Annotated in this window: 21 protein-coding genes and 4 pseudogenes; 17 read left to right on the plus strand and 8 right to left on the minus strand. The window is 71.3% G+C overall.

What is annotated here, in order from left to right; genetic code table 11:
• From ACFE86_RS12245 to ACFE86_RS12275, 7 genes and pseudogenes are all read left to right on the plus strand, one after another.
• Positions 1–197: pseudogene (locus ACFE86_RS12245) on the plus strand (N5,N10-methylene tetrahydromethanopterin reductase); the annotation flags it as partial.
• Between the two features lie 207 nt (positions 198–404).
• Positions 405–982, plus strand: a pseudogene (locus tag ACFE86_RS12250) (IS630 family transposase); the annotation flags it as partial.
• Between the two features lie 72 nt (positions 983–1,054).
• Complete coding sequence (locus ACFE86_RS12255) at positions 1,055–2,149, plus strand: IS5 family transposase (protein WP_375455608.1); 1,095 nt, start codon at positions 1,055–1,057, stop codon at positions 2,147–2,149.
• Positions 2,150–2,276: 127 nt separating this feature from the next.
• A pseudogene (locus tag ACFE86_RS12260) lies at positions 2,277–2,423 on the plus strand (IS630 family transposase); the annotation flags it as partial.
• A gap of 64 nt (positions 2,424–2,487) precedes the next feature.
• The gene (locus tag ACFE86_RS12265; protein WP_375455609.1) at positions 2,488–2,619 is read left to right on the plus strand and encodes a hypothetical protein; all 132 of its coding nucleotides are present in this window, start codon (positions 2,488–2,490) and stop codon (positions 2,617–2,619) included.
• A gap of 17 nt (positions 2,620–2,636) precedes the next feature.
• The gene (locus ACFE86_RS12270; protein ID WP_375455610.1) at positions 2,637–3,725 is read left to right on the plus strand and encodes a type IV secretory system conjugative DNA transfer family protein; all 1,089 of its coding nucleotides are present in this window, start codon (positions 2,637–2,639) and stop codon (positions 3,723–3,725) included.
• A 95-nt stretch (positions 3,726–3,820) separates the two neighbouring features.
• The gene (locus tag ACFE86_RS12275) at positions 3,821–4,354 is read left to right on the plus strand and encodes a YcbK family protein (protein ID WP_375455611.1); all 534 of its coding nucleotides are present in this window, start codon (positions 3,821–3,823) and stop codon (positions 4,352–4,354) included.
• A gap of 294 nt (positions 4,355–4,648) precedes the next feature.
• Here the strand turns inward: ACFE86_RS12275 and ACFE86_RS12280 are convergent.
• Positions 4,649–5,098: pseudogene (locus ACFE86_RS12280) on the minus strand (IS481 family transposase); the annotation flags it as partial.
• 248 nt (positions 5,099–5,346) lie between these two features.
• On the opposite strand from ACFE86_RS12280, the gene ACFE86_RS12285 reads away from it, so the two are divergent.
• The 5 genes from ACFE86_RS12285 to ggt all read left to right on the plus strand — a co-directional run bounded on the left by ACFE86_RS12285 (position 5,347) and on the right by ggt (position 11,256).
• Positions 5,347–5,823: a (2Fe-2S)-binding protein gene (locus ACFE86_RS12285; RefSeq protein ID WP_375455612.1), complete on the plus strand. Its 477-nt coding sequence runs from the start codon at positions 5,347–5,349 to the stop codon at positions 5,821–5,823.
• Positions 5,820–8,159, plus strand: coding sequence for a molybdopterin cofactor-binding domain-containing protein (locus ACFE86_RS12290; RefSeq protein ID WP_375455613.1), 2,340 nt, complete (start codon positions 5,820–5,822; stop codon positions 8,157–8,159). Before ACFE86_RS12285 ends, ACFE86_RS12290 begins: the two co-directional genes overlap by 4 nt.
• 164 nt (positions 8,160–8,323) lie before the next feature.
• Positions 8,324–8,710, plus strand: coding sequence for a hypothetical protein (locus ACFE86_RS12295; protein ID WP_375455614.1), 387 nt, complete (start codon positions 8,324–8,326; stop codon positions 8,708–8,710).
• Positions 8,711–8,923: 213 nt separating this feature from the next.
• Positions 8,924–9,409 carry a hypothetical protein gene (locus ACFE86_RS12300; protein WP_375455615.1) on the plus strand — a complete coding sequence of 162 codons (486 nt, stop codon included), beginning with the start codon at positions 8,924–8,926 and terminating at the stop codon, positions 9,407–9,409.
• Positions 9,410–9,528: 119 nt separating this feature from the next.
• Positions 9,529–11,256 (plus strand): gamma-glutamyltransferase, encoded by a 1,728-nt coding sequence (gene ggt, locus ACFE86_RS12305; RefSeq protein WP_375455616.1) that lies wholly within the window; start codon positions 9,529–9,531, stop codon positions 11,254–11,256.
• Positions 11,257–11,308: 52 nt separating this feature from the next.
• On the opposite strand, the gene ACFE86_RS12310 is transcribed toward ggt, so the two are convergent.
• Positions 11,309–12,046 carry a phosphodiester glycosidase family protein gene (locus ACFE86_RS12310; RefSeq protein WP_375455627.1) on the minus strand — a complete coding sequence of 246 codons (738 nt, stop codon included), beginning with the start codon at positions 12,044–12,046 and terminating at the stop codon, positions 11,309–11,311.
• A gap of 214 nt (positions 12,047–12,260) precedes the next feature.
• On the opposite strand from ACFE86_RS12310, the gene ACFE86_RS12315 reads away from it, so the two are divergent.
• Positions 12,261–12,683, plus strand: coding sequence for a hypothetical protein (locus ACFE86_RS12315; RefSeq protein WP_375455617.1), 423 nt, complete (start codon positions 12,261–12,263; stop codon positions 12,681–12,683).
• Positions 12,684–12,748: 65 nt separating this feature from the next.
• Here ACFE86_RS12315 and ACFE86_RS12320 read toward each other — a convergent pair whose 3' ends face one another.
• Entirely contained in the window at positions 12,749–13,162 is a 414-nt protein-coding gene (locus ACFE86_RS12320) for a DUF4174 domain-containing protein (protein ID WP_375455618.1), read from the minus strand.
• Positions 13,163–13,307: 145 nt separating this feature from the next.
• Between ACFE86_RS12320 and ACFE86_RS12325 the strand changes: the two genes are divergently transcribed.
• The 4 genes from ACFE86_RS12325 (at position 13,308) to ACFE86_RS12340 (ending at position 17,610) form a co-directional block, all read left to right on the plus strand.
• Positions 13,308–14,324, plus strand: a complete 1,017-nt coding sequence (locus ACFE86_RS12325; RefSeq protein ID WP_375455619.1) for an NADP-dependent oxidoreductase — start codon at positions 13,308–13,310, stop codon at positions 14,322–14,324.
• 210 nt (positions 14,325–14,534) lie between these two features.
• Entirely contained in the window at positions 14,535–15,056 is a 522-nt protein-coding gene (gene ssb, locus ACFE86_RS12330) for a single-stranded DNA-binding protein (RefSeq protein ID WP_375455620.1), read from the plus strand.
• Positions 15,057–15,329: 273 nt separating this feature from the next.
• Positions 15,330–16,799, plus strand: coding sequence for an MDR family MFS transporter (locus ACFE86_RS12335; RefSeq protein ID WP_375455621.1), 1,470 nt, complete (start codon positions 15,330–15,332; stop codon positions 16,797–16,799).
• A gap of 40 nt (positions 16,800–16,839) precedes the next feature.
• A complete protein-coding gene (locus ACFE86_RS12340) occupies positions 16,840–17,610 on the plus strand; it encodes a gamma-glutamyl-gamma-aminobutyrate hydrolase family protein (RefSeq protein ID WP_375455622.1) in 771 nt (256 codons plus the stop codon).
• A gap of 36 nt (positions 17,611–17,646) precedes the next feature.
• Here the strand turns inward: ACFE86_RS12340 and ACFE86_RS12345 are convergent, their stop codons facing one another.
• From ACFE86_RS12345 to ACFE86_RS12365, 5 genes are all read right to left on the minus strand, one after another.
• Entirely contained in the window at positions 17,647–18,699 is a 1,053-nt protein-coding gene (locus tag ACFE86_RS12345; RefSeq protein WP_375455623.1) for an LLM class flavin-dependent oxidoreductase, read from the minus strand.
• Between the two features lie 4 nt (positions 18,700–18,703).
• Positions 18,704–19,660: an aliphatic sulfonate ABC transporter substrate-binding protein gene (locus ACFE86_RS12350; RefSeq protein WP_375455624.1), complete on the minus strand. Its 957-nt coding sequence runs from the start codon at positions 19,658–19,660 to the stop codon at positions 18,704–18,706.
• 85 nt (positions 19,661–19,745) lie between these two features.
• Complete coding sequence (ssuD, locus tag ACFE86_RS12355; RefSeq protein WP_375455625.1) at positions 19,746–20,921, minus strand: FMNH2-dependent alkanesulfonate monooxygenase; 1,176 nt, start codon at positions 20,919–20,921, stop codon at positions 19,746–19,748.
• A 19-nt stretch (positions 20,922–20,940) separates the two neighbouring features.
• Positions 20,941–21,744, minus strand: coding sequence for an ATP-binding cassette domain-containing protein (locus ACFE86_RS12360; RefSeq protein ID WP_375455628.1), 804 nt, complete (start codon positions 21,742–21,744; stop codon positions 20,941–20,943).
• 155 nt (positions 21,745–21,899) lie between these two features.
• Positions 21,900–22,352 (minus strand): ABC transporter permease subunit (locus ACFE86_RS12365; RefSeq protein WP_375455626.1); only part of this gene is annotated, 453 nt, incomplete at its 5' end.

Consider the following 22,352-nt stretch of genomic DNA (forward strand, 5'->3'; position numbering starts at 1 on the left):
GCATCGTCGTGCCCGAGAGCTTTGCCGACTTCATCGACATCGTGATCCCCGAGCTTCAGGACCGCGGACTCTACAAGACCGCCTACGCCGAGGGCTCGCTCCGGGCAAAGCTCTTCGGTGAGGGAGACCGCCTGCCCGACCGCCATGCCGTCCAGGCCTACCGTGCCGGAGCGCCGGCCCGTGCCCGGGCGGTTTGAGAGCGTGTTTGACCTCGGAAGGCCGGGGAAGCGCGGTTCGCCGGGATCGCGGCGGTCGCAGGTGAGCCAGTCGATCTCGTGGCAGACGACGTGGGGCCGGGTCTCGCTGCGGCCGTGGTCGCGGTCGGTGGTCTCGTGGGTGTCGAGGCGGGCTTTCCCGGGGTCGTCGAGGAACAGGCGCACGTCCTTGGCGAGCAGATGTGCAGCGCGCATCCGCAGATCTTCCTGCGGGAGTTGCGCGACACCCTGGCCAAGCAAGGTGTCCGAACCAGCACCAGCGGTCTGTGGCGGTTCTTCGGTCCCCACGGCATCAGCCGTAAAAAGGGGCTCTTCACGCAGCCGAACAGCAACGCGAGGACGTGAGGGCAGCCCGGGAGGCGTGGCTCGACGGCCAGCTCGATCTCGATCCGGATAGCCTCGTCTTCATCGACGAGACCGCGGCCGCCACCAACATGGTGCGGCCCTATGGCCGATCCCCACGCGGCGAGCACTGCCGCATCTGCGTGCCGCACGGGCACTACAAGACCACCGCCGCCCTGCGCATCAGCGGCCTCGTCGCCACCACCCTGTTCGACGGGGCCACCAATGGCGAGCGCTTCCGGGCTTATGTCACCGAAACGCTGGTCCCAGTGCTCAAGCGTGGCGACACGGTCATCCTCGACAACCTGCCGTCCCACAAGGTGGTTGGCGTGCGCGAGGCCATTGAGGCGGCCGGCGCGCACCTGCTCTACCTCCCAGCCTACAGTCCGGACTTCAACCCGATCGAACAGGCCTTCGCCAAGCTGGGCACCTCCAAAAACCTCGTGATTTGGGGCGGTTCGTGGTGAGATGGCGCTGGTAGCCGGCGAGGTGCTGTGATGCGCGGTCAGCCAGGGTTCTTCGATGTCGACGAGCGTCTGAGGGATCTGTCAGCTAAGGGCGACGCGCTGGAGCGGCTGAGCGCCATCGTCGATTTTGAGCTGTTCCGGCCCGACCTGACCCGCGCGGTGCCACGCTCGGACGGGTCGAGAGGCGGACGTCCGCCGTTCGACCTCGTCTTCATGTTCAAGGTGCTCATCCTTCAGGCGAGCCACTCCCTGTCGGACGAGCGCACCGAGTTCCTGATCAAGGACCGGCTCTCCTTCATGCGCTTCCTTGGTCTCGGGCTGTCCGACCTGGTGCCCGATGCCAACACGATCTGGACGTTCCGCGAGACGCTCACCCGGGCGCAGATCGGCGGGAAGCCAGCGATCCAGGCGCTGTTCTCCGCCTACGAGGCGGCCTTGCGCGAGGCCGGTTTCCTGGCGATGGGCGGGCAGATCGTCGATGCGACCGTGGTAGCCGCTCCCAAGCAGCGCAACAGCGAGGCCGAGAAGGCCGACCTGAAGGCCGGCCGCGTACCGGACGCCTGGAAGGCCAATCCATCGAGGCTCGCGCAGAAGGACCGGGATGCGCGCTGGACGATCAAGTGGTCGAAGGCCAAGCCGGCCGCGGACGGCGCCAAGCGCGTCGACATCGCGGTGCCGAGCTTCGGCTACAAGAACCACGTCGGCATCGATCGCCGCCACGGGCTGATCCGCACCTGGATCGCCACCGATGCCGCCCGGCACGACGGGGCGCAACTGCCCGGCCTGCTCGACAAGACCAACACGGCCGGCGACGTGTGGGCGGACACGGCCTACCGTTCGAAGAAGAACGAGGCGCATCTGTCGGGCAACGGCTTCGTCTCGCGCATCCACCGCAAGAAGCCGCCCGGTAAGCCGATGCCGCGGAACGTCGCTCGTGCCAACGGCCGGAAGTCGAAGGTCCGCGCGGCCGTCGAGCACGTCTTCGCCCGGCAGAAGGGGCCGATGGACCTCGTCGTGCGCACCATCGGGCTGGCGAGGGCTACGGTGAAGATCGGACTGGCCAACCTCGCCTACAACATGAACCGGGCGGTCTGGCTACACCGAAGCCGGGCCATGGCAGCCTGAGGATCAAGACCAGGCGCACCTGGCCACCGGCCGGGCCGACAAAGCGCCCCGCTTCAGATCACCCAAATGCCAAAACCTCGGCCGCTCACTTCCAAAAACCTTCACCAGACCAGTATTTGGAGGTGTCCAGCTGAAAGCGTTGTTACGAACGGCCGCCGCGCGCACGGTGCCGGACCTCTGGGCCGCCATCCGGAAGGCCTTCAAGGCCTTCCGTCCTCGCGAATGCCGAAACTATGTCGCCGCCGCTGGATACGATGCATTCGACCCAACATGACCGGGAACGGCTCTAGGTCGATCAAGGTCGGAAGAAGGTCGGCGTTCATGACGGAAGATCAGGTATGAAGTGGTCATGGCTGTTCGTCGTCGCCGCGCTTGCCATTTGCGTTCAGGCCTGCTCCTCGACTGGACAAGGCTCGCCCGAAGGCACCCGGAGCTTCCTGAAGGAGGAGATGGGCCGGCGCGGCCTGTGAGGATGCCGAGCCTTGGGATGTGGATCGCGGCGGTCGCCGCCCTGGCCGCGCATCCGGCCTCGGCGCAGCTCAACCCGATCATCGCGGCGACTCAGGCGCCGGGCTACTTCGCCGGCTCCCTCTACCCCTACGGCGCGCCCCCTGGATACGGCGGGTTCGCGCCCGCTCCCTATCCCGGCTACGGCTCGCCTTATCCGAACACCAACCCCGCCCTCAACCAGATCACGCAGGCGCAGAACAATCCCAACATCGCGAGCCGGGCCGGCGCCACGCAGATGTCGGGCCTCACCAATGGCGGTGGCGGCGGTGGGGGGAGCGGCGGCGGCGGCCAGTCGGGCGGCAGCGGCGCCCCGACCATCGGGATGCGGGACCCCGACACCAACTACGAGCTGCTCCAGGATCCCGGCTCGCCGGTCTACGGCCGCTACGGCGCCCTGCGGTCGAAGAACGGCGACATCCGCCAGCAGGTGCTGGCGCAGGCCGCGCGCGGCATCGGAATCCGGCAAGGCTTTGCCGAGGAGACGGCACGCCTCAACGCGGAACTCGACGGGGCCTACGGCGCGGCGCTCGACGCGCGCTACGACTTCGCGCCGCTGATGATCGAGCGCGCCCTCGTGCCGCCCGGCATCACGGAGCTGCACAAGCTCGGCGAGCGCGCGGGCGACCGGCTCCTCTACCTCACGCTTGGCGCCTTCGAGATCGTGCGCCCCGCCCGCCTGTCGCTCGCGCCGCCGAACTGGCGCGACTACCTCTACAACAACGGCGTACCGCCGAGCCCGCCCGGCTCGGCCTCCGACGTGGCGCCGGACGGCTTCACGGAAGAGGGCGTGTGGGACGCGGCGCTCCGGTCGGGCGTGGCGGTCGGCATCGAGGAGGCGCGCGCGAGCTTCTCGGCCAACCTGAACCAGCTCGAGCGCGACCACGCAGGGATGGACCGCTACCACGACCTCGCGCGCAGCGGCGCCGTCAGCCTGCCGGTGGTGAGGACGGCGTCCCACAAGGTGCGGATCGGGGCTGGCGGCGCGCGCGCCTTCATCGGCGAGCGGGTCGTGACGCTGCAGGTCAGCCCGAGATTCCGGGCCGCCCGACCCGCGGCCTACCGGTGAGCCTGCCGTCCCGCCGGGCGGTCTGAGGCGGCCTCGGCGCCCTGCTCGCCGGGGCGTCGGGCTGCGAGCGCGCCTTCGCCGGGGCGCTCGGCGCGGTGGCCGCAGACCGGCGTGCGGAGGCCGCGGGGCGCGACCGCCTGTGGCTGGTCCGGCCCGACGGCGCCGAGATCCGCAGCCGTTTTCGCCAAGCCGAGGGCGCCTATGATCAGGATCAGGTCCTGCTCCTGTCCTGGTTCATGCGCGACGTGCGGGATGCCGAGCGCGCGGTCTGGATGGAACCGCGGTTGTTCGACCTGATGGCCGCGGTGCAGGCGAGCATGTCCACGGTTCACGGCAACCCCCTCCCGCTCGTCGTCACGAGCGGCTACCGCACCCGCGCGCACAACGCGGCGATCGAGACCGCGGCCCGCAACTCGATGCACCTCTTCGGCTACGCGGCCGACCTGCAGGTGCGCGGCTATCTCGCACGCGCGGTGGCGCTCGCCGCGTCGTTCTTCTCGCACGGCGGGATCGGCTTGTACGACACGTTCACGCACCTGGACGTCTGGCGCCAGAGAACCTGGATCGAAGGGAAGGCGGGCACGGCCGCAGGGCGCGTTCCGGTCGAGCCTCCGGCGGCCGGGCCATGAGAGCGTGACTGATCGTTCCGCCTTCCAACCTCGACATCGGACACTCAGGCAGCGGTGCGGTCGGCGCAGGTCGCGGGAGGAAGAGCCGATGGCTTCAGGTGTGACGTCTACGGCGTGAGATCGGCAAGCCCGGTCGCGCATCAGATCATCGCGTTGCTGGCGCAGGCGGCCGAACCTGTCGTCGCGTCCGGTCGCGGCCTTCGACGCAACCAGCTCCTATTCCGCAACGCGCTATACGTCTCTTTTTCTTAAGCTTGTCCGAAGCCGCGATGTCGCGCGTCGCCTCATAGGCGAGAGGTACCGCTTTCCCTCGGCGGTCTGGACCTCGGCAATGTCGATATGGAAATAGCCGATCGGGTACGCCTTGAACGTCTTCTTGGCCGGCTTGTCGCCCTCGACAGCGGGCAGCCGGGAGATGCCATGACGTCGAAGGCAGCGGTGCAATGACGACCGGCCCAGATGAGGGATCGTTGCCTGAAGGGCGTAGAGGCAGTCATCCATCGGCAGAAGCGTGTGCTTCCGGAAGGCGACGACGATCGCCTCCTCGATCGACAGCACCGTGGACCTGGCGTCCTTCGGGCCCGTCGGGAGATCGGTGACCGACGTCCGGCGCTTCCACTTGGCGACGGTCTTCTGGTTGATCCCGTAGTGCTTCGCCAGAGCCCTCAGGCTCCCTTGACTATGCTGTATCGCGCGACGGACCGCCTCAGTCGTGGTGGCGCTTCCGTGGAGAACCTGGCCCATAGCGCAGCCTCCAGTCCGACGATAAGAAGGCATCATCAAAGCCAGGGACCAAACACCTAGATTGAAATCATTCCGAGAACGAGGGACGGGCTGAAGCGTTGTGGTTCGGAAGGTGGTGGTCCATCCGCGCCGCCGCCGACACGCGGTCCTTCACGCTCCGACCGACAGGATTCCCTTCGTTCCGCGGAGGCTTCCCCTCGTCCCGCGGAGGCTTCGGCTCCGGGGCTGGCACAGACAGGAAGAGGCGCATGATCAAACTCACGGTGAACGGCGCGCAACGCAGCTTCGACGGCGACCCCGACATGCCGCTGCTCTGGTACCTGCGCGATGAACTCGGGCTCACCGGCACCAAGTTCGGCTGCGGACAGGCGCTGTGCGGCGTCTGCACGATCCACCTCGGCGGCACCGCGACGCGGTCCTGCACCACCCCGGTCTCGGCGGCCGCCGACCAGGAGGTCCTGACCATCGAGGGGCTGTCGCCGGACGGCGACCATCCGGTGCAGGTCGCGTGGCGCGACCTCAACGTCGCGCAGTGCGGCTACTGCCAGTGCGGCCAGATCATGCAGGCGGCCTCGCTGCTGAAGGACAGCCCGATGCCGACCGACGCCGAGATCGACGCGAGCATGAGCGGCAACATCTGCCGCTGCGGCACCTATCCGCGCATCCGCGCGGCCATCCATCAGGCTGCGGGCCAGCCCGCCACCAACGCGGGAGAGCGCCTGTGATCCACGATTCCAAGCTGATGGCCGAACTTGCGGCCGAGACCCCGGCGCAGCCCGCCCTGATCGCCAACGTCAGCCGCCGCACCATCCTCGGCGGGCTCGGCGCCTTCGTCCTTGCGGTGAACCTGCGCGACTCCGCCAGGGCCGAGACGAAGGCCGGGGACGCGCCGAAATTCGGCGCCGACGGCATGCCGCACGGCTGGCGCGACGACCCCAAAATCTTCGTCGCGATCGGTGCCGACGGGCGCGTCACCGTGACCAACCACCGCTCCGACATGGGCCAGGGGGTGCGCACCTCGGTCGCCCTCGTGGTCGCCGACGAGCTGGAGGCCGACTGGTCGAAGGTCGGCGTGGTCCAGGCCTGGGGCGACGAGGCGCGCTTCGGCAACCAGGACACCGACGGCTCGCGCTCGTTGCGCCACTTCTTCCAGCACTTCCGCCACGCGGGTGCGGCGGCCAAGCTCATGCTGATCCAGGCGGCGGCCAAGCAGTGGAACGTGCCGGCCTCCGAGGTCACGGCCGGGAACCACGTGCTCACCCACGCCAAGTCGAAGCGCACGCTCGGCTACGGCGAGGTCGCGGCCGCCGCCGCCGAACTGCCGGTGCCGGCCCGCGAGGCGGTCGTCCTCAAGGACCCCAAGGACTTCCGCTACATCGGCAAGGGCAAGATCGGCCTGATCGACAACCGCGACATCACCACCGGCAAGGCCGTCTACGGCCTCGACACCAAGCTCGACGGGATGCTCTATGCCCTCGTCGCGCGCCCGGCGGTCTACGGCGGCAAGGTCGTGAGCTTCGACGACACCGAAACGAAGAAAATTCCGGGCGTCGTCAAGGTCATCAAGATCGACGGCGGCGAGATCCCGTCCGAGTTCATGCCGCTCGGCGGCGTCGCGGTGATCGCGAAGAACACCTGGGCGGCGATGAAGGGTCGCGAGGCCCTGAAGATCACCTGGGACGACGGCCCGAACGCCGCCTACGACACCGACGCGTTCCGCACGGAGCTGGAGAAGGCGGCGCGCAGCCCCGGCAAGGTCGTGCGCAACCAGGGCGACGTCGACGAGGCTTTTGCCCGGGCGAAGACCCGGATCACCGCCGACTACTTCGTGCCCCACCTCGTCCAGGCGCCGATGGAGCCGCCGGCCGCGGTCGCGCGGGTGAAGGACGGGGTGTGCGAGGCCTGGGCCTGCACGCAGGGGCCGCAGGCGGCCCACGACCGGCTGATGAAGGCGCTGAACTTAGCCGGCGACAAGGTGCGGGTGAACGTGACGCTGCTCGGCGGCGGCTTCGGCCGCAAGTCCAAGCCCGACTACGTGGTCGAGGCGGCGCTGTGCTCCCAGGCCGTCGACGGCGCGCCGGTCAAGCTCGTGTGGACCCGCGAGGACGACATCCACCACGGCTACTACCACACCATCTCCGCCGAGCACCTCGAGGCTGGGCTCGACGAGCACGGCATGCCGGTGGCGTGGCTGCACCGCTCGGTCGCGCCGACGATCGGCTCGATCTTCGCGCCCGACCCGAAGCACGAACTGCCGTTCGAGCTCGGCATGGGGCTGGTCAACACGCCGTTCGCGATCCCGAACATCCGCCTGGAGAACCCGGAGGCGGCGGCCCACGTGCGGATCGGCTGGTTCCGTTCGGTCTCGAACATCCCGCACGCCTTCGCGATCCAGTCGTTCGTGGCCGAACTCGCACACGCCGCGGGCCGTGACCCGAAGGACTACCTGCTCGACCTCATCGGCCCCGCGCGAAAGATCGACCCGACGTCGATCGGCGATGTGTGGAACCACGGCGAGGACCCGAAGCTGTACCCGATCGACACCGGGCGCCTGCGCCGGGTGATCGAGACGGCGGCCGCCGGCGCCGGCTGGGGGCGCAAGCTCGACAAGGGCCGCGGCCTCGGCATCGCCGGTCACTACAGCTTCGTCACCCACACGGCGGTCGCTGCCGAGGTCGAGGTCGATGCCAAGGGCGGGGTGAGGGTGCACGCGATCGACATCGCGGTCGATTGCGGTCGCCAAGTGAACCCGGAGCGCGTCCGCTCGCAGATGGAGGGCGCCGTGGTGATGGGGATGGGGCTGGCGCTCACCTCCGAGATCACGTTCAAGCAGGGCCGGGCGCAGCAGAACAACTTCGACGGCTACGAGATCATCCGGATCGACGCCGCGCCGAAGGTGATCCGCGTGCACCTCGTCGAGTCCGGCACCTGGGACGGTCCGCTCGGAGGCGTCGGCGAGCCCGGCGTCCCGCCGGTGGCGCCGGCCATCGCCAACGCGGTGTTCGCGGCCACCGGCCGCCGGGTGCGGCAGTTGCCGATCCGCGACCAGCTCAGCGCCTGATCGGCGGTCCCGCGCCCCGCCCGCATCGGGCGGAGCGCGGCGGCATGTCCGGGCGTGCGCTGGACCGCGAGGACCGCCTGCGCGCCCGAACGGAGCCATGCGCGTGGCTGGAGCGTTAGCGTGCCGGGGTTCGCCCGCTCCGGGACAATCGAGGATATCGTCGGATGAAGCGTATCGCGTGGCTCGCCGCCGTGGCCCTGGTCCCGGCCCTGACCGCCCCCGCCCTCGCCTCCCCTTGCTCCGAAAAGATCGAGAGCCTGTCGCGGCGCGTGCAGGCGGAATCGACCGCGGCGATCTCGGCCTCGACCGGCGGGCAAGGCGCGGCGGCCAGGCGCGGTGGCGAAGGCGTGACGGGGACGGAGGGCCAGGCGCCCGGCCAGTCGCCCCAGGCTCCGCCGGAAAAGTCGGCGGAGGCCGGCAAGGGGGGTGACGCGGCCCAGCAGGCCAAGGTCGCCCTCGACGAGGCCCGCACCGCCGACGGCAAGGGCGACGCCGGCGCCTGCGACGCGGCGCTCGCCCGCGCCGAGCAACAGCTCAGGGCCGCGCCGTAATCGACCGCATCACCGAAGAAATTCCGGTCCGCGCGCCCTCCTCCCCGCCCTACGCTACCGGATTCACGAATCGCGCAGGGCGGCGATCGCGTCCCCCGTCCGCGTTTGCGGATGGACACATCGCTCCACGCGATCCGGCACAAGGCGCGGGTCCTCTCTTCCGTGCGGGATAGGGCGAGGGATGAGAACACACCGGAGAGGTCACGCCCGCCGATGCGCTTCCTCGGCCGCCTCCTCCTCGGGTCCCTCGCCCTCCTCCTCGCGATCCCCACGGGCGCCGGGACGCTGCTGGCGGCCCTCGTGCTCGATCCGGTCGCGAGCGTCTGGCTGACGAAGGGCGCTATGGCCGGGCTCGATGCCGGCCTGTCGGACCTCGCCGCCGGCCTGCCGCCGGAGGGTTTCCCGTTGCTGCTCGCCGGCTTGGCGAAGGCGGCGTTCATGGTGTTCGTGGTGCCGCCGGTCCTCGTGGCGCTCATCGGCGAGACCCTGCGGCTGCGCGGATACGTCTGGTACGGCGGCGCCTGCGGCCTGATCACCGCCGCCCTGCCCTGGCTCGCCCGCGGGGCGGTGCGCCCCGGCGGCCCGCTCGCGGCGGAGGCGCGGCTCACCGCGATCCTGTTCGTCGCGGGCGCCGGCGCCGGCCTCGTCTACTGGCTCGTCGCCGGGCGCGGCGCCGGCCGGACCGTGCCGCCGGCGTGACGCGGCGCCGGCATCCGCGCCGGTCCCCGGTTCGGCGGAGCCCTGCCGATCGGGACCCGTGTCCCGGCGCGGTCGTCGCCAGCCTTCCGGACGGCGGCGCGGGCGCTATCTGGCGCCGGATGAGACCGATTCGCATCGTCCTCGCCCTCCTCGCGCTGGGCGGCCCGGCCCTCGCGCAGGGCCCGGCACCGGCTCCGCCGATCCCGTCTGACGACGCGCGGATGCTGCCGGCTCTCGCCCGGCACGGCATGGTCGCGAGCCAGGAGGCACGGGCGACGCGGATCGGCGTCGAGGTGCTCAAGCGCGGCGGCAACGCGGTCGATGCGGCGGTCGCCGTCGGCTTCGCGCTCGCGGTGACCCTGCCGCAGGCGGGCAATCTCGGCGGCGGCGGCTTCATGCTGGTGCACTTGGCCGACCGCAACGAGACGGTGGCGATCGACTACCGCGAGACCGCGCCGAGGGCGGCCGAGGCCGGCATGTTCCTGCGGCCCGACGGGCAGCCGGACAGGGCGGCCTCGACCCGCACGGGCAAGGCGGTCGGCGTTCCGGGGACGGTGCGGGGCCTGGCCGAGGCCCACCGCCTCTACGGCTCGGGCAGGCTGGCGCTCGCCGAGCTGATCGCCCCGGCGGAAAGGCTCGCGCGCGCCGGCATCCCGGTGACGGGGGGCCTGGCCGATTCGCTGCCGCGGGCCGCGGGCCTGCTCGGGCGCTGGCCCTCCAGCCGCGCGATCTTCTTCCGCGGCGACGCGCCCCTGCCGCGCGGCGACACCCTGGTGCAGGCGGATCTGGCCGACACCCTGAACGCCGTCGCCGCGCGCGGGGCGGACGCGTTCTACACCGGTCCGGTCGCCGAGAGGATCGCCGCCGCCGTGCAGGCGGCCGGCGGCCCGATGGTCGCCGCGGATCTGGCCGCCTACCGGCCGGCGATCCGCGAGCCCGTGCGCGGCAGCTATCGCGGCTACGCGGTCGTCTCGATGCCGCCGCCCTCCTCGGGCGGCGTCCACCTCATCGAGATCCTGAACATCCTCGAAGGCTACGACCTCGCGGCGATGGGGCCTGGGAGCGCGGCCGCGATCCACACCATGGCCGAGGCGATGAAGCCGGCCTACGCCGACCGCGCGACGTGGCTCGGCGACCCGGACCGAGTCACGGTCCCCGTCCGGGGCCTCGTCTCGAAGCCCTACGCGGCCGCGCTTCGCCGGGCGATCGATCCGGACCGCGCCCGGCCCGCCGACGCGGTCGCGGCCGGCGACCCGCTGCCGCACGAGCACGAGCAGACCACGCATTTCTCGGTCGTGGACGCCGCGGGCAACGCGGTCGCCAACACCTACACCCTGAACTTCTCCTACGGGGTCGGGCTGGTGGCCGAGGGCACCGGCGTGCTCCTCAACAACGAGATGGACGACTTCTCCGCCAAGACCGGCACCCAGAACGCCTACGGGCTCGTCGGCGGCGAGGCCAACGCCGTGGCGCCCGGCGCCCGGCCGCTCTCGTCCATGACGCCGACCTTCCTGTTCCGGGACGGCCAGCTCTTCCTGGTGACCGGCAGCCCCGGCGGCAGCCGCATCATCACCACGGTGCTCGACGTGATCGTCAACCTGATCGACTTCCGCATGAACCTCGCCGAGGCCGTCGGCGCCCCGCGCATCCACCACCAGTGGAAGCCGGACGTGCTGGTGACGGAGGACGGCCTGTCGCCCGACACGATCGCCCTGCTGCGCGCGCGCGGCCACACTGTCCGGATCGGATCGAGCTCGGGCTCCGCCAACTCGATCCTGCGCAGCGGCGGCCTACTCGCGGGCGCCGCCGACCCGCGGCAGAGGGACACCCTGGCCGAGGGGTATTGAGGGCGTCCGCCGGATGGCGGGGACTGAGCGTCCCGGTTTCCGATCCGCCCGTTCAGCGCGCGACCGCGCCGACCATTGGCCCGAGCGGGCGGCTCAGATCGGAGCGCCTGAGCGAGGGCGCGTAGAGGCTCGACACGCTGCCGTCGAGGAACAGGGCGTTGCGGCAGCCGAGTTCGTCCCGGAACAGCCGCGCGAAGGCCCCGAAGGTCACGGGCCGCTCCGAGATCGCGAACACCGCCGTGCGGCCGTCGTCGCGGACCCCGACGCCGTTGCGGATCTTCAGGCTCGGTCCGTCGGTGGAGATCTTCGGGTGGATCTGCCCGTCGATCACCAGCATCGGGCCGGATTGCGTCGCGAAATCGGGCTTGAGCCGCGCCCTGAGATAATGGCCGGTGTCGAGGACGCCGGCGCGCTCGCCCTTCACGTAGAACACGCCGTTGGGCTTCATGTGGAAGTTGCCCGGGCCGTTGGCAGTGGAGACGCCCTTCATCTCGCGGCCCTCCTCGACGTAGAGCCCGACCGGCGCCTGGCCCTTGTCGTACATCCCGGCGTTCATCGCGAAGCTGAGGCGCGGTCCCTGCTTCTCGGCGAGCGCCGAGAGCGAGGAATAGGGCAACCCGTCCGATCCGAGCCAGAACACGCGCACCCGCTCGCGGCGCAGGTCGACGGTGCAGACCGTGAAGCTCTCGCCCTGGGCCTGCAACGGGCGGCAGGGTTCGGAGGCGGCCGCCGCGGTCTCGGCCCGCGCCGGCCCGGCCTGGACGAGGACCAGGGTGAGCAGCAGCGCCATGGTGAAACGTAACATCATCGTGAGGCCCAGATGCGCCCGATCGGCCGCCGCAGGGCGTCCTCACCCGAGAATGCGACGCTTTTCAAGCCGTGGCATGGCTGAAGGCCGCATCCGCGGCTGCGTTTTTGCGTCGCCCCGCGGTGAACCGAATTCCGCGCGCGGGCGTTCTTCGGGGGACGGGGGTCGTTCGTTCGACGCTTCTGGAGATGATGCGATGAAACGGGTTCTACTTGCCTCGACGCTGATGCTCGGGGCGCTTGCCTATCTTCCGGCCTCGGCCGAGGCGCGCGGCTTCGGCGGCGGTGGCTACCGGGGCGGCGGCTTCGGCGGCGGCGGCTTCCGCGGCGCGGGGTTCCGTGGCGGCTTCGGCGGGTACCGCGGCGGTCGCGGTTACGGGTACGGCATCGGCGGCCTCGGCCTCGGCGTGGGTCTCGGCCTCGCGGCCGGCGGGCTCTACGGCGGCTATGGCGGCTACGGCTATCCCGGTTACGGCTACGGATATGGCGGCGGCTACGCGCCGGTCGGGTACGGCGGCTACGGGGCCTACGGCGGCTACGGCGGCGAGTGCGTCACCGTTCCGCGCGTGCGTTGGACGCCCTATGGCTATCGCCGCGTCCTCGTCCAGCGTTGCTACTGAGGCCCGTCAGCAAGACGGACTTGGCCGAGAGGGCCGCCTTCGGGCGGCCCTCTTCGTTTGCGGGGTCAGCGCCGGCGCATCTCGTCCCGCCGCATCGGCATGGCGTCGATCGTCGCGAACAGGCGCCCTGGCGGTATCGGTTCGGCCGAGGTGATCTTCGCACCGCCGTCCTTGCCGACCAGCACGGCGCGGAACGCGTCCGAGGGCAGGCCGAGGTGCCGACGTACCGCGACCGCGTCCGGCTCTCCGCCTACCGCCTCGACGACGACGAGGTCGCGCTCGCCGAGGCCCGGCCGCACCGCGGCGAGCGCCGCGCGCTGCGCGACGAGGCGCCGGTCCGCGGCATCGGGCGCCGAGAGCACGAGGAGCCGCGACACCCCGCGGTGGGCGGAGAGCGGATCGGGCGCGGCCGCTGCCGGTGCGGCGCCGCCGGTCGCCGCCAAGCCGAGGGCGAGGGCGAAGCGCGGTCCGATTCTCATCGTGTTCCTCCAACGCATGAGGACGCGTCGTCGTCCGACAACGCGGACCGTTGACGGATCGTGGCCGGCCGCCCGGACTTTACCGTCAGGCGTGAAGGCTCAGTTTCGGGGCCGCCAACCGTGCGATCGACAACGGAGACCCAGCATGGCCACCATGAACCGCCGCATCGTCCTCGCTTCGCGCCCGCACGGCGAGCCGACGCCGGCGCATTTCCGGCTGGAGGAGACGCGCGTCCCGAGTCTGGGCGCGGGCGAGATCCTGCTGCGCACGCGATGGCTCTCGCTCGATCCCTATATGCGCGGGCGGATGAGCGCGTCGAAATCCTACGCCGCCCCCGTCGGCATCGGCGAGCCGATGACCGGCGGGACGGTGAGCGAGGTGGTGCAGTCCGGGCACCCCGAATTCCCCGTCGGCACCCTCGTCCAGGCCTTCGGCGGCTGGCAGGACTTCTCGGTGTCCGACGGCAAGGGTCTCCGGACGGTCGATCCCGGGCGGGCGCCGCCGACGACGGCGCTCGGCATCCTCGGCATGCCGGGGATGACGGCCTATACCGGCCTCCTCAACATCGGGGCGCCGAAGCCGGGCGAGACCGTGGTGGTGGCCGCCGCCGCCGGTCCGGTCGGCTCGCTCGTCGGGCAGATCGCCAAGCTCAAGGGCGCACGCGCCGTCGGCATCGCCGGGGGCCCGGAGAAATGCGCCTACCTGACGCGCGAGCTCGGCTTCGACGCAGCCGTCGACCATCGCTCGGACGACCTGCCCGGCGCGCTCGCCGCCGCCTGCCCGGCGGGCATCGACGTCTACTTCGAGAATGTCGGCGGCGCGGTGTTCGACGCGGTGCTGCCGCTCCTCAACGACTTCGCGCGGATGCCGGTCTGCGGCCTCGTCGCCGGCTACAACGCCACCGAACTGCCGCCCGGTCCCGACCGCTCGCCGAACCTGATGCGGGCGGTGCTCACCAAGCGGCTCAGGATCCAGGGCTTCATCGTCTGGGACTTCGCGAGCCAGATCGACGCGTTCGAGCGCGATGTCGGCGGCTGGTTGAGGGACGGGGCCGTCAGGTACCGCGAGGACGTCGTCGAGGGTCTCGAGAACGCGCCCGAGGCCTTCATCGGCCTCCTGAAGGGCCGCAACTTCGGCAAGCTGATCGTCCACGTCTCGTGACGCGAAACCTCGTGGACGGCATGGCCTTCGAACCGCGCCGGCTTGTCGGCCTCATCGAACGAAGATAGAACAAAGGCAGGTCCGGCGATGCGTGTGGGTGACGGGGACAAGCGCCGGGGACGTGTTGCCCGCATCGCCCCGGCGGCTCATGAAGGGCTCCCCCGGGCCGGTTTGCCGGCCCCGTGAGATCCGACGGCGAAGGAGAGAGCGATGGCGGGCAGCGTGAACAAGGTGATCCTGGTGGGCAACCTCGGGCGCGATCCCGAGACGCGCCGGCTCGGCTCCGGCGATCCGGTGGTCAACCTGCGGCTCGCCACCTCCGAATCGTGGAAGGACAAGGCGTCGGGCGAGCGCAAGGAGAAGACCGAGTGGCACTCGGTGGTGATCTACAACGAGAACCTCGCGCGGGTGGCCGAGCAGTACCTGCGCAAGGGCTCGAAGGTCTATGTCGAAGGCCAGCTCCAGACCCGGAAGTGGACCGACAATTCCGGCGTTGAGAAGTACACCACCGAGGTGGTGCTCCAGCGATTCCGCGGCGAGATGACGATCCTCGACGGGCGCGGCGGCGGCGGCGAGACGGGCGCCGACGAGGAGGGCGGCGGCCAGGTCAGCCGCGGCGGCGAGTACGGCGGCGGCCGCGCGCAGGGTGGCGAGCGCCGGCAGGCCCCGGCCCCGGCGGCCGGCGGCGCCCCGCGCGGCAACTACGATCTCGACGACGACATCCCGTTCTAGAGCATTTTCCATGATCCCTGGATCACGGAAAATGCTTTAAGTCTCTGTGTGGTCGCATTTTCTTCACGCGAGCCGGTATCCACCTCGCTGGAAAATGTTCTAAGCATCGGCACGCTCCGACCGGCGTAGTGGTCGCGGCGCCTCCGAAGCGGCGCCGAACCGGGCCGGCGGAAACCATCCCGCGGGTGGGATTGGCCCGGGCTCGGACCATGTCGCGCGATTCGGCGCCCTCCGCCCCTGGTGCAGAGCCGGGCCCGGTCGTAAAGCCACCCGATGCCGACCTTGCCAAAGACCCGCCGCCCGCTGGTTCTCGCCGCGGTCATGGCAGCGACGTTCATGATCGCCATTGAGGCGACGATCGTCTCGACCGCGATGCCGCAGATCGCCGGCCAGCTCGGCGACCTCCACCTCTATGCCTGGGTGTTCGCGTCGTTCCTGCTGACCCAGACCGCCACGACGGTGGTGTTCGGCAAGCTGTCCGATCTCTACGGCCGGCGGCCGGTGCTGCTGTTCGGGATCGCTGTCTTCCTGCTCGGCTCGCTCCTGTGCGGGCTCGCGTGGTCGATGCCCTCGCTGATCCTGTTCCGGCTCGTACAGGGCGTCGGCGCCGGCGCGATCCAACCCGTCAGCCTGACGGTGGTCGGCGACCTCTATTCCGCGCGGGAGCGCGGGCGCGTCCAGGGCTACCTCGCGAGCGTGTGGGGGATCTCCTCGGTCGCGGGACCGCTCGTGGGCGGCCTCATCATCGGGCGCCTGAGCTGGCCGTGGATCTTCTGGATCAACCTGCCGATCGGGATCGTCGCGGCGATCCTGTTCGTGCTGTTCCTGCGCGAGGGCGTCGAACGCCGTCCCCGCCGGATCGACGTCGTCGGCGCGGCGCTGTTCACGGGAGCGATCGCTGCGCTGATGATGGCGCTCGCCGACGCCGCCGCGCCGACGGCGGCGACCTCCGCCGCCGGGCTCGCGTTCGTCGTCGCGAGCGCCCTCTTCGTGCTGCAGGAGCGGCGCGCGGCGGACCCGATGCTCGACGTCCGGCTCTGGGCGCAGCGCCCGATCGCGACCGCCAACGCCGCGACGCTGCTGTCGGGCATGACGGTGATCGGGCTCACCGCGTTCCTGCCGATGTACGTCCAGGGCGTGCTGCGGCAATCACCGCTGGTGGCCGGCTTCACGCTCACCCTGATGGTGCTGGGCTGGCCGATCGGCGCGACCCTGGCGGCGCGCAACTTCGTGCGGTTCGGCCTCCGGCCGACGCTGCTGCTCGGTGCCGCGCTGCTGCCGCTCGGCGCGGCCGCCTTCGTCGCGCTGGGTCCGGCGACCGCGCCGGCCGTAGCGGGGATGGGCTCGGTCGTGATGGGGCTCGGCATGGGCTTCCTGTCGACGGCCGCGATCGTGATCATCCAGGACAGCGTGAGCTGGGCGCAGCGCGGCGCGGCCACCGCCTCGAACATCTTCGCGCGCAACCTCGGCTCGACGCTGGGCGCGACCGCGCTCGGAGCGGTGCTCAACTACCGCCTGGCCCATCCCGACGGCGGCGCGGCGGTGAGCACCGATCAACTCCGGCGCCTGCTCGACGATCCGGCGAGCCTCGGCGGCGCCGCGGACGCCGCCCGGGCCGGGTTGCAGCAGGCCCTGCACGGAACCTTCTGGACGGTCTTCGCGCTGGCCGCGCTGACGCTGCTCGTGTCGCTGCTGGTGCCGAGGGTGAGCATCACTGCGGCGCGGCCGGCGGCGGGCGAGTAGGGCCGGGCCGCCGGGCAGGTGCGAGGGAGAGTCTCAGGCGATGGCCAAACCCGTGATCGGCGTCATCGGCAACAGGCACGTGATCGACGACCGGTTCCCCGCGCAGACCGTGGGGGAGAACAACCTGCGCGCCGTGGCCGAAGTCGCGCAGGCGCTGCCGCTGATGTTTGCCGGGACGCCGGGCATCACCGACATCGCGGCGTTGCTCGACGCGGTCGACGGCGTGCTGCTGACGGGCGCGCGCGCCAACGTCCACCCGACCCGCTTCCAGGTCGAGCCGCACGCCCGGCACGAACCCTACGACGAGGATCGCGACGGCCTCGCCCTGCCGCTGATCGCGGCCTGCGTGGCGCGCGGCGTGCCGCTCTTCGGCATCTGCCGCGGCTTCCAGGAGATGAACGTCGCGTTCGGCGGAAGCCTCCACCCCGAGATCCGCGACCTGCCCGGGCGCCTGAACCACCGGATGCCGCGCCTTGCCACCGGCGAGATCCACCCCGATCCGGAGATCGTGTTCGCCGATCGTCACGACGTCCGCCTGGTTGCGGGCGGCGTGTTCGCGCGGTTGCTCGGCTGCGCGCGCATCCGGGTGAATTCGCTGCACGGGCAGGGCATCCTCGATCTCGGCGCGCGGGTCGTGGTGGAGGGCGTGGCGGAGGACGGGACGATCGAGGCGATCCGGATCGCCGACGCGCCGGGCTTCGCCCTCGGCGTGCAGTGGCACGCGGAGCACGACCCGGCGACGAACCCGATCAACGGGGCGCTCTTCCGCGCGTTCGGCGCGGCGGTCGCAGCGCGCAGGGCGGCGGCCTGAACCCGTCCGGCGTCGTCGGCGGGATGCGCAGCCCCGTCAGGGCCGGACCCGCGGGATCACGTGGCCGGCAAAGCGCCGCATCTCGGCCTCGAACGGCTGGAACTGGAGCATGAACAGATCGATCCCGGCCGCGTGGAAGGCGTGGATTTGCCGGGCCACCGTGTCGTAGCTGCCGACGAGGCCGGCCGCCGTGCCGCCGTTGGTGCCGACATGGCGCGCAGCCGCCGCATCGGTCCTGGCAAACATCACGCTCGCCGCGTCGGTGCGCGCCCGCGTGTCCGCCCGCAAAGCCGCGTCGCGGTCCGCGAGCGCGAGGAGCCGCGCGTGCTCGCCTTGCGCCTCCGCGTCGGTCGCGCGCGCGATGACGAAGGCCGAGAGGCCGTAGGCGAGCGGGCCGGCGGCGGCCGGGCGGCGGGCCATGTCGGCGATCAGCCCGGCGACGTCGGCGAGCGGCTGGCCGTTGATGAACCAGACGTCGGCGTGGTCGGCCGCCAGCGCGCGCGCCGGCTCCGACTCGCCGCCGAGATAGATCGTCGGGCGCGCCCGGTACGTCCCGGCCGGCCGCAACTGGTAGTCCGTGACCTGAAAATGCTCGCCCGAAAAGCTCACCCGCTCGCCGCGCATCAGGCGATCGACGAGGCCGATCCATTCCCGGCCGTAGGCGTAGCGCGCGTCGTGGGCCGGGAACGGCAGGCCGGCTTTCTCGAATTCCGCCCGGTTCCAGGCGTTGACGAGGTTGAGCGCGAAGCGGCCGCGACTGACGTGCTCGATCTGCAGGGCCATCTTGGCGAGCACGACCGGATGGTAGAGCCCCGGCTTGATCGCCGCGATCAGCTCGATGCGGTGGGTCAGCGCGGCGAGCGCCGCGGTCGCCGTCCAGGCTTCGAGTTGATCACGGCGATCGTCGTAGGGGTTCATGGTGTGCTGGGCGACGAGCACCGCGTCGAAGCCGAGCGCCTCCGCATCCAGGACCAGGGCGCGGTTGCGCTCCCAGGTGGCGTCGTCGGGCTCGTCGGGGTCGTGGTGGGCGGCGCGCGAGCCGTGCACCGCCGCCCAGATGCCGAAGCGCGGGGGATGCCGGGCGCGCACCGGCTCAGCCCGGTCCCGGCTGCGGCTGCCAGAGCCGCACGTCGGTCGCGTCGAGCCGGCGCGGGATCAGCCCGGCCTCGTGGAAGGTGTCGGCGATGGTCTGCTGCTCGGCGAGCGCCGACCGGTCGACGGCCTTCACGACGTAGGTGCGCCGGTCGTTGACGGTCGCGACCACCTCGGGCGGCAGGTCGCCCCAGATCGGCGCGAGCAGCGCGACGGCCGCCTCGGGGTTCGCCTTCACCCACCGGCCGGCCTCGACCAGCGCCGAGAACACCGTGGCGACCACCTCCGGGTGCGCGGCCACGAAGGCGTCGTTGACCGTGTAGTAGCGGTTGTAGCTCGACAGCCCGGTCGCGTCCGCGAGCACGCGCACCGGCCGCTTGGCCTGGGCGATCGCCAGGAACGGGTCCCAGATCACCCAGGCATCGAGGCTGCCGCGCCCGAACGCCGCGAGCCCGTCCGGCGCCTCCAGGTAGGCCGGCTTGATGTCGGCAAAGCTCAAGCCCGCGCGCTTGAGCGCGGCGGCGAGGATGAAGTGGCAGCCGGAGCCCCGCGACACGCCGACGGTGCGCCCCTTGAGGTCCGCGACCGTGCGGACGGCTGAGTCCTCCGGCACGATGATCGCCTCGGCCCGCGGCGAGCCGACCTCCATCGCGTAGAGGGTCAGCGGCGCGCGGGCCGACTGCGTGAAGATCGGCACCGCGTCGGCGACGTCGGCATGCAGGTCGACGGCGCCCGCGTTCATCGGCTCGATCACGCTGGTGAACTGGTGCCAGCTCACGCCGTAGCCCTTGGCGCCGAGGCGCTCCTCCAGCGTGCCCCTGGTCTTCAGCACGGTGAGCAGCGTCGAGGAGCGTTGGAAGCTAAGGCGGACGCGCTGCTCCGCGCGTACCGGCCCGGCGGCCGCGGCCGCGAGCGCGCCCGCAGCCCCTGCGACGAAGGTTCGACGTGTCTGGATCATGGAGGTTGACCTTCGCGGGGAAGACGGACGCCTCGGCGGGCGCAACGCAGGACGGCAAGACGGACCGCGGATCGATGCCCCGCGCTCAGTGCGCCCCGACTCTGCGGGCGGGGACGATGTCGTTGGCCATCACCTCGCCGAACGGGCCGTCGTTGCGGGCGTTCGAGGGACCGGTGCCGGTGGTGGCGCGCAAGGGGAGCCTGGGGAAGACCAGCTCGGCGAAGCGGTAGGCCTCCTCCAGGTGCGGGTAGCCGGAGAGGATGAAGCGGTCGATGCCGAGATCGATGTATTCCTTCATCCGGTCGGCGACCTGATCGGCCGAGCCGACCAGCGCCGTACCGGCGCCGCCGCGGACCAGCCCGACGCCGGCCCAGAGGTTCGGCGAGACCTGGAGCTTGTCCCGGCGCCCGCCGTGCAGCGCCATCATCCGGCTCTGGCCGACCGAGTCCTGGCGCTTCAGGGTCGCCTGCGCCTGCGCGATGGTGGCGTCGTCGAGCCTGGAGATCAGGCGGTCGGCCGCCTCCCAGGCTTCGCTCTCGGTCTCGCGCACGATGACGTGCAGGCGGATGCCGTAGGAGAAGGTCTTGCCGCGGCGCTCCGCGGCGGCGCGGGCGGCCGCGATCTTCTCCGCGACGCCGGCGGGCGGCTCGCCCCAGGTGAGGTAGACCTCGCAATGCTCGGCCGCGACCGCGATGCCGGCCGGCGACGAGCCGCCGAAGTAGAGCGGCGGATGAGGCTTCTGCGCCGGCGGGAAGATCAGCCGGCCGTTCTCGGCCGAGAGGTGCTTGCCCGCGAAGGTCACCGTCTCGCCGGCCATCAGGCCGCGCCAGATGTGCAGGAACTCGTCGGTGACCGCGTAGCGTTCGTCGTGGTCGAGGAACACGCCATCGCCGCGCAGTTCCACCGGGTCGCCGCCGGTGACGACGTTGACGAGCAGGCGCCCGTCCGAGATCCGGTCCAGGGTCGCGGCCATGCGCGCGGCTGCCGAGGGCTCCATCAGACCGGGGCGCACGGCGACGAGGAAGCGCAGACGCTGCGTCAGCGGCGCGAGCGCCGAGGCGACCACCCAGGAATCCTCGCACGAGCGCCCGGTCGGCAGCAGCACGCCGTAATAGCCGAGCGCGTCCGCCCCCTGCGCGATCTGGCGCAGATACGACAGCGAGACGTCGCGGGCGCCCTCGGAGGCGCCGAGGTAGCGGCCGTCGCCGTGGGTCGGCAGGAACCAGAGCACGTCGGTCTTGCCGTCGTTCGATGCGGTCATGGTACGGTTTCCGTTCGCTTCAGGCGATGGGCGAGGCGCCGAGCAGGTGTTCGAGGATGCGGCCTTCCAGCGCCGCGAGGTCGGGGTCGCCGCGGCGGCGCGGGCGCGGCACCTCGACCCTGACATCGAGCGCGATGCGGCCTTCGTCCACCACGAGGATGCGGTCGGCCATCGCCACGGCCTCCGCCACGTCGTGGGTGACGAGCAGCGCCGTGAAGCCCTGCGCCCGCCAGATCCGCTCGATCAGGTCCTGCATGCCGATGCGGGTGAGCGCGTCGAGCGCCCCCAGCGGCTCGTCCAGTGCCAGCAGCCCTGGCCCGCTGACCAGCGCGCGGGCGAGCGCCACGCGCTGGCGCTGGCCGCCCGAGAGCGTCGCCGGCCACACGCCGGCCTTGTCGGTGAGCCCGACCTCGGCCAGCGCCGCGCGCGCGCGCTCCCGTCGCTCGGCGCCGGAGCCGTGGCCGGTCAGCCCAACGGCGACGTTGTCGACGACGCGGGCCCAGGGCAGCAGGCGCGGCTCCTGGAACATGATGCGTTTGGGCCGCTGCCCCTTGCGTGGCCCGGCTTGCGGCCCCTCCAGAGCGATGCTTCCGCGCGTCGGCGCCTCGAGACCGAGGATCAGACGGAGCAGGGTGCTCTTGCCGCAGCCCGAGCGGCCGACCACCGCCGTGAAGCTGCCGCCGGGGAGGTAGAGGTCGACCCCTTCGATGACGGGGGTGCCGTCGAAGCTCTTGTGCAGGTCGCGCACCGCGACGGCGATGCCGCGCGGCTCGGACGCGTTCGTCCCTCCCCCCTCTGCGGAGGAGGGAGGGACGCGAGCCAAGTCGGGAGAGGGGAGCGTCGTCTCCGGCACCGTCGCTCCCCTCTCCCGGCCCTCGCTGACGCGAGGCCCACCCTCCCCCGCAGAGGCGGGAGGAAGGCTGCCCGATCCGGCATCCTGCACGGACGGTCTCTCGCGAAGAACGGCGTCGCGCAGCATCAGGCGCTCCTGTAGGCGGGGTTCCAGGCGAGGCAGGTGCGCTCCAACTGCCGCGTCAGCGCGTCGGCGAGCTTGCCGAGGCCGGCGTAGATCAGGATCGCCAGCACCACGACGTCGACGAGCATGAACTCGCGCGCCTGCATCGCCATGTAGCCGAGGCCCGAGGAGGCCGAGATCGTCTCGGCGACGATCAGCGTCAGCCACATGATGCCAAGCGCGTAGCGCAGGCCCACGAAGATCGAGGGCAGCGCGCCGGGCAGCACCACGCGGCGGAACAGCTCCGCGTTCGACATGCCGTAGACGCGGCCCATCTCGACGAGCGTCGGATCGACCGAGCGGATGCCGTGCAGCGTGTTGGCGTAGATCGGGAAGAACACGCCGAGCGCCACAAGGAACAGCTTGGCCTCCTCGCCGATGCCGAACCACAGGATCACCAGCGGGATCAGCGAGAG

Source organism: uncultured Methylobacterium sp. (assembly GCF_964244095.1).
Lineage (GTDB): Bacteria > Pseudomonadota > Alphaproteobacteria > Rhizobiales > Beijerinckiaceae > Methylobacterium.

Coding starts and splice junctions, on each gene's coding strand:
- ACFE86_RS12255 (WP_375455608.1), top strand. CDS start 1,055: ATGCGCGGTCAGCCAGGGTTCTTCGATGTCGACGAGCGTCTGAGGGAT.
- ACFE86_RS12265 (WP_375455609.1), top strand. CDS start 2,488: ATGAAGTGGTCATGGCTGTTCGTCGTCGCCGCGCTTGCCATTTGCGTT.
- ACFE86_RS12270 (WP_375455610.1), top strand. CDS start 2,637: ATGTGGATCGCGGCGGTCGCCGCCCTGGCCGCGCATCCGGCCTCGGCG.
- ACFE86_RS12285 (WP_375455612.1), top strand. CDS start 5,347: ATGATCAAACTCACGGTGAACGGCGCGCAACGCAGCTTCGACGGCGAC.
- ACFE86_RS12295 (WP_375455614.1), top strand. CDS start 8,324: ATGAAGCGTATCGCGTGGCTCGCCGCCGTGGCCCTGGTCCCGGCCCTG.
- ACFE86_RS12300 (WP_375455615.1), top strand. CDS start 8,924: ATGCGCTTCCTCGGCCGCCTCCTCCTCGGGTCCCTCGCCCTCCTCCTC.
- ggt (WP_375455616.1), top strand. CDS start 9,529: ATGAGACCGATTCGCATCGTCCTCGCCCTCCTCGCGCTGGGCGGCCCG.
- ACFE86_RS12310 (WP_375455627.1), bottom strand. CDS start 12,046: ATGGCGCTGCTGCTCACCCTGGTCCTCGTCCAGGCCGGGCCGGCGCGG.
- ACFE86_RS12315 (WP_375455617.1), top strand. CDS start 12,261: ATGAAACGGGTTCTACTTGCCTCGACGCTGATGCTCGGGGCGCTTGCC.
- ACFE86_RS12320 (WP_375455618.1), bottom strand. CDS start 13,162: ATGAGAATCGGACCGCGCTTCGCCCTCGCCCTCGGCTTGGCGGCGACC.
- ACFE86_RS12325 (WP_375455619.1), top strand. CDS start 13,308: ATGGCCACCATGAACCGCCGCATCGTCCTCGCTTCGCGCCCGCACGGC.
- ssb (WP_375455620.1), top strand. CDS start 14,535: ATGGCGGGCAGCGTGAACAAGGTGATCCTGGTGGGCAACCTCGGGCGC.
- ACFE86_RS12335 (WP_375455621.1), top strand. CDS start 15,330: ATGCCGACCTTGCCAAAGACCCGCCGCCCGCTGGTTCTCGCCGCGGTC.
- ACFE86_RS12340 (WP_375455622.1), top strand. CDS start 16,840: ATGGCCAAACCCGTGATCGGCGTCATCGGCAACAGGCACGTGATCGAC.
- ACFE86_RS12350 (WP_375455624.1), bottom strand. CDS start 19,660: ATGATCCAGACACGTCGAACCTTCGTCGCAGGGGCTGCGGGCGCGCTC.
- ssuD (WP_375455625.1), bottom strand. CDS start 20,921: ATGACCGCATCGAACGACGGCAAGACCGACGTGCTCTGGTTCCTGCCG.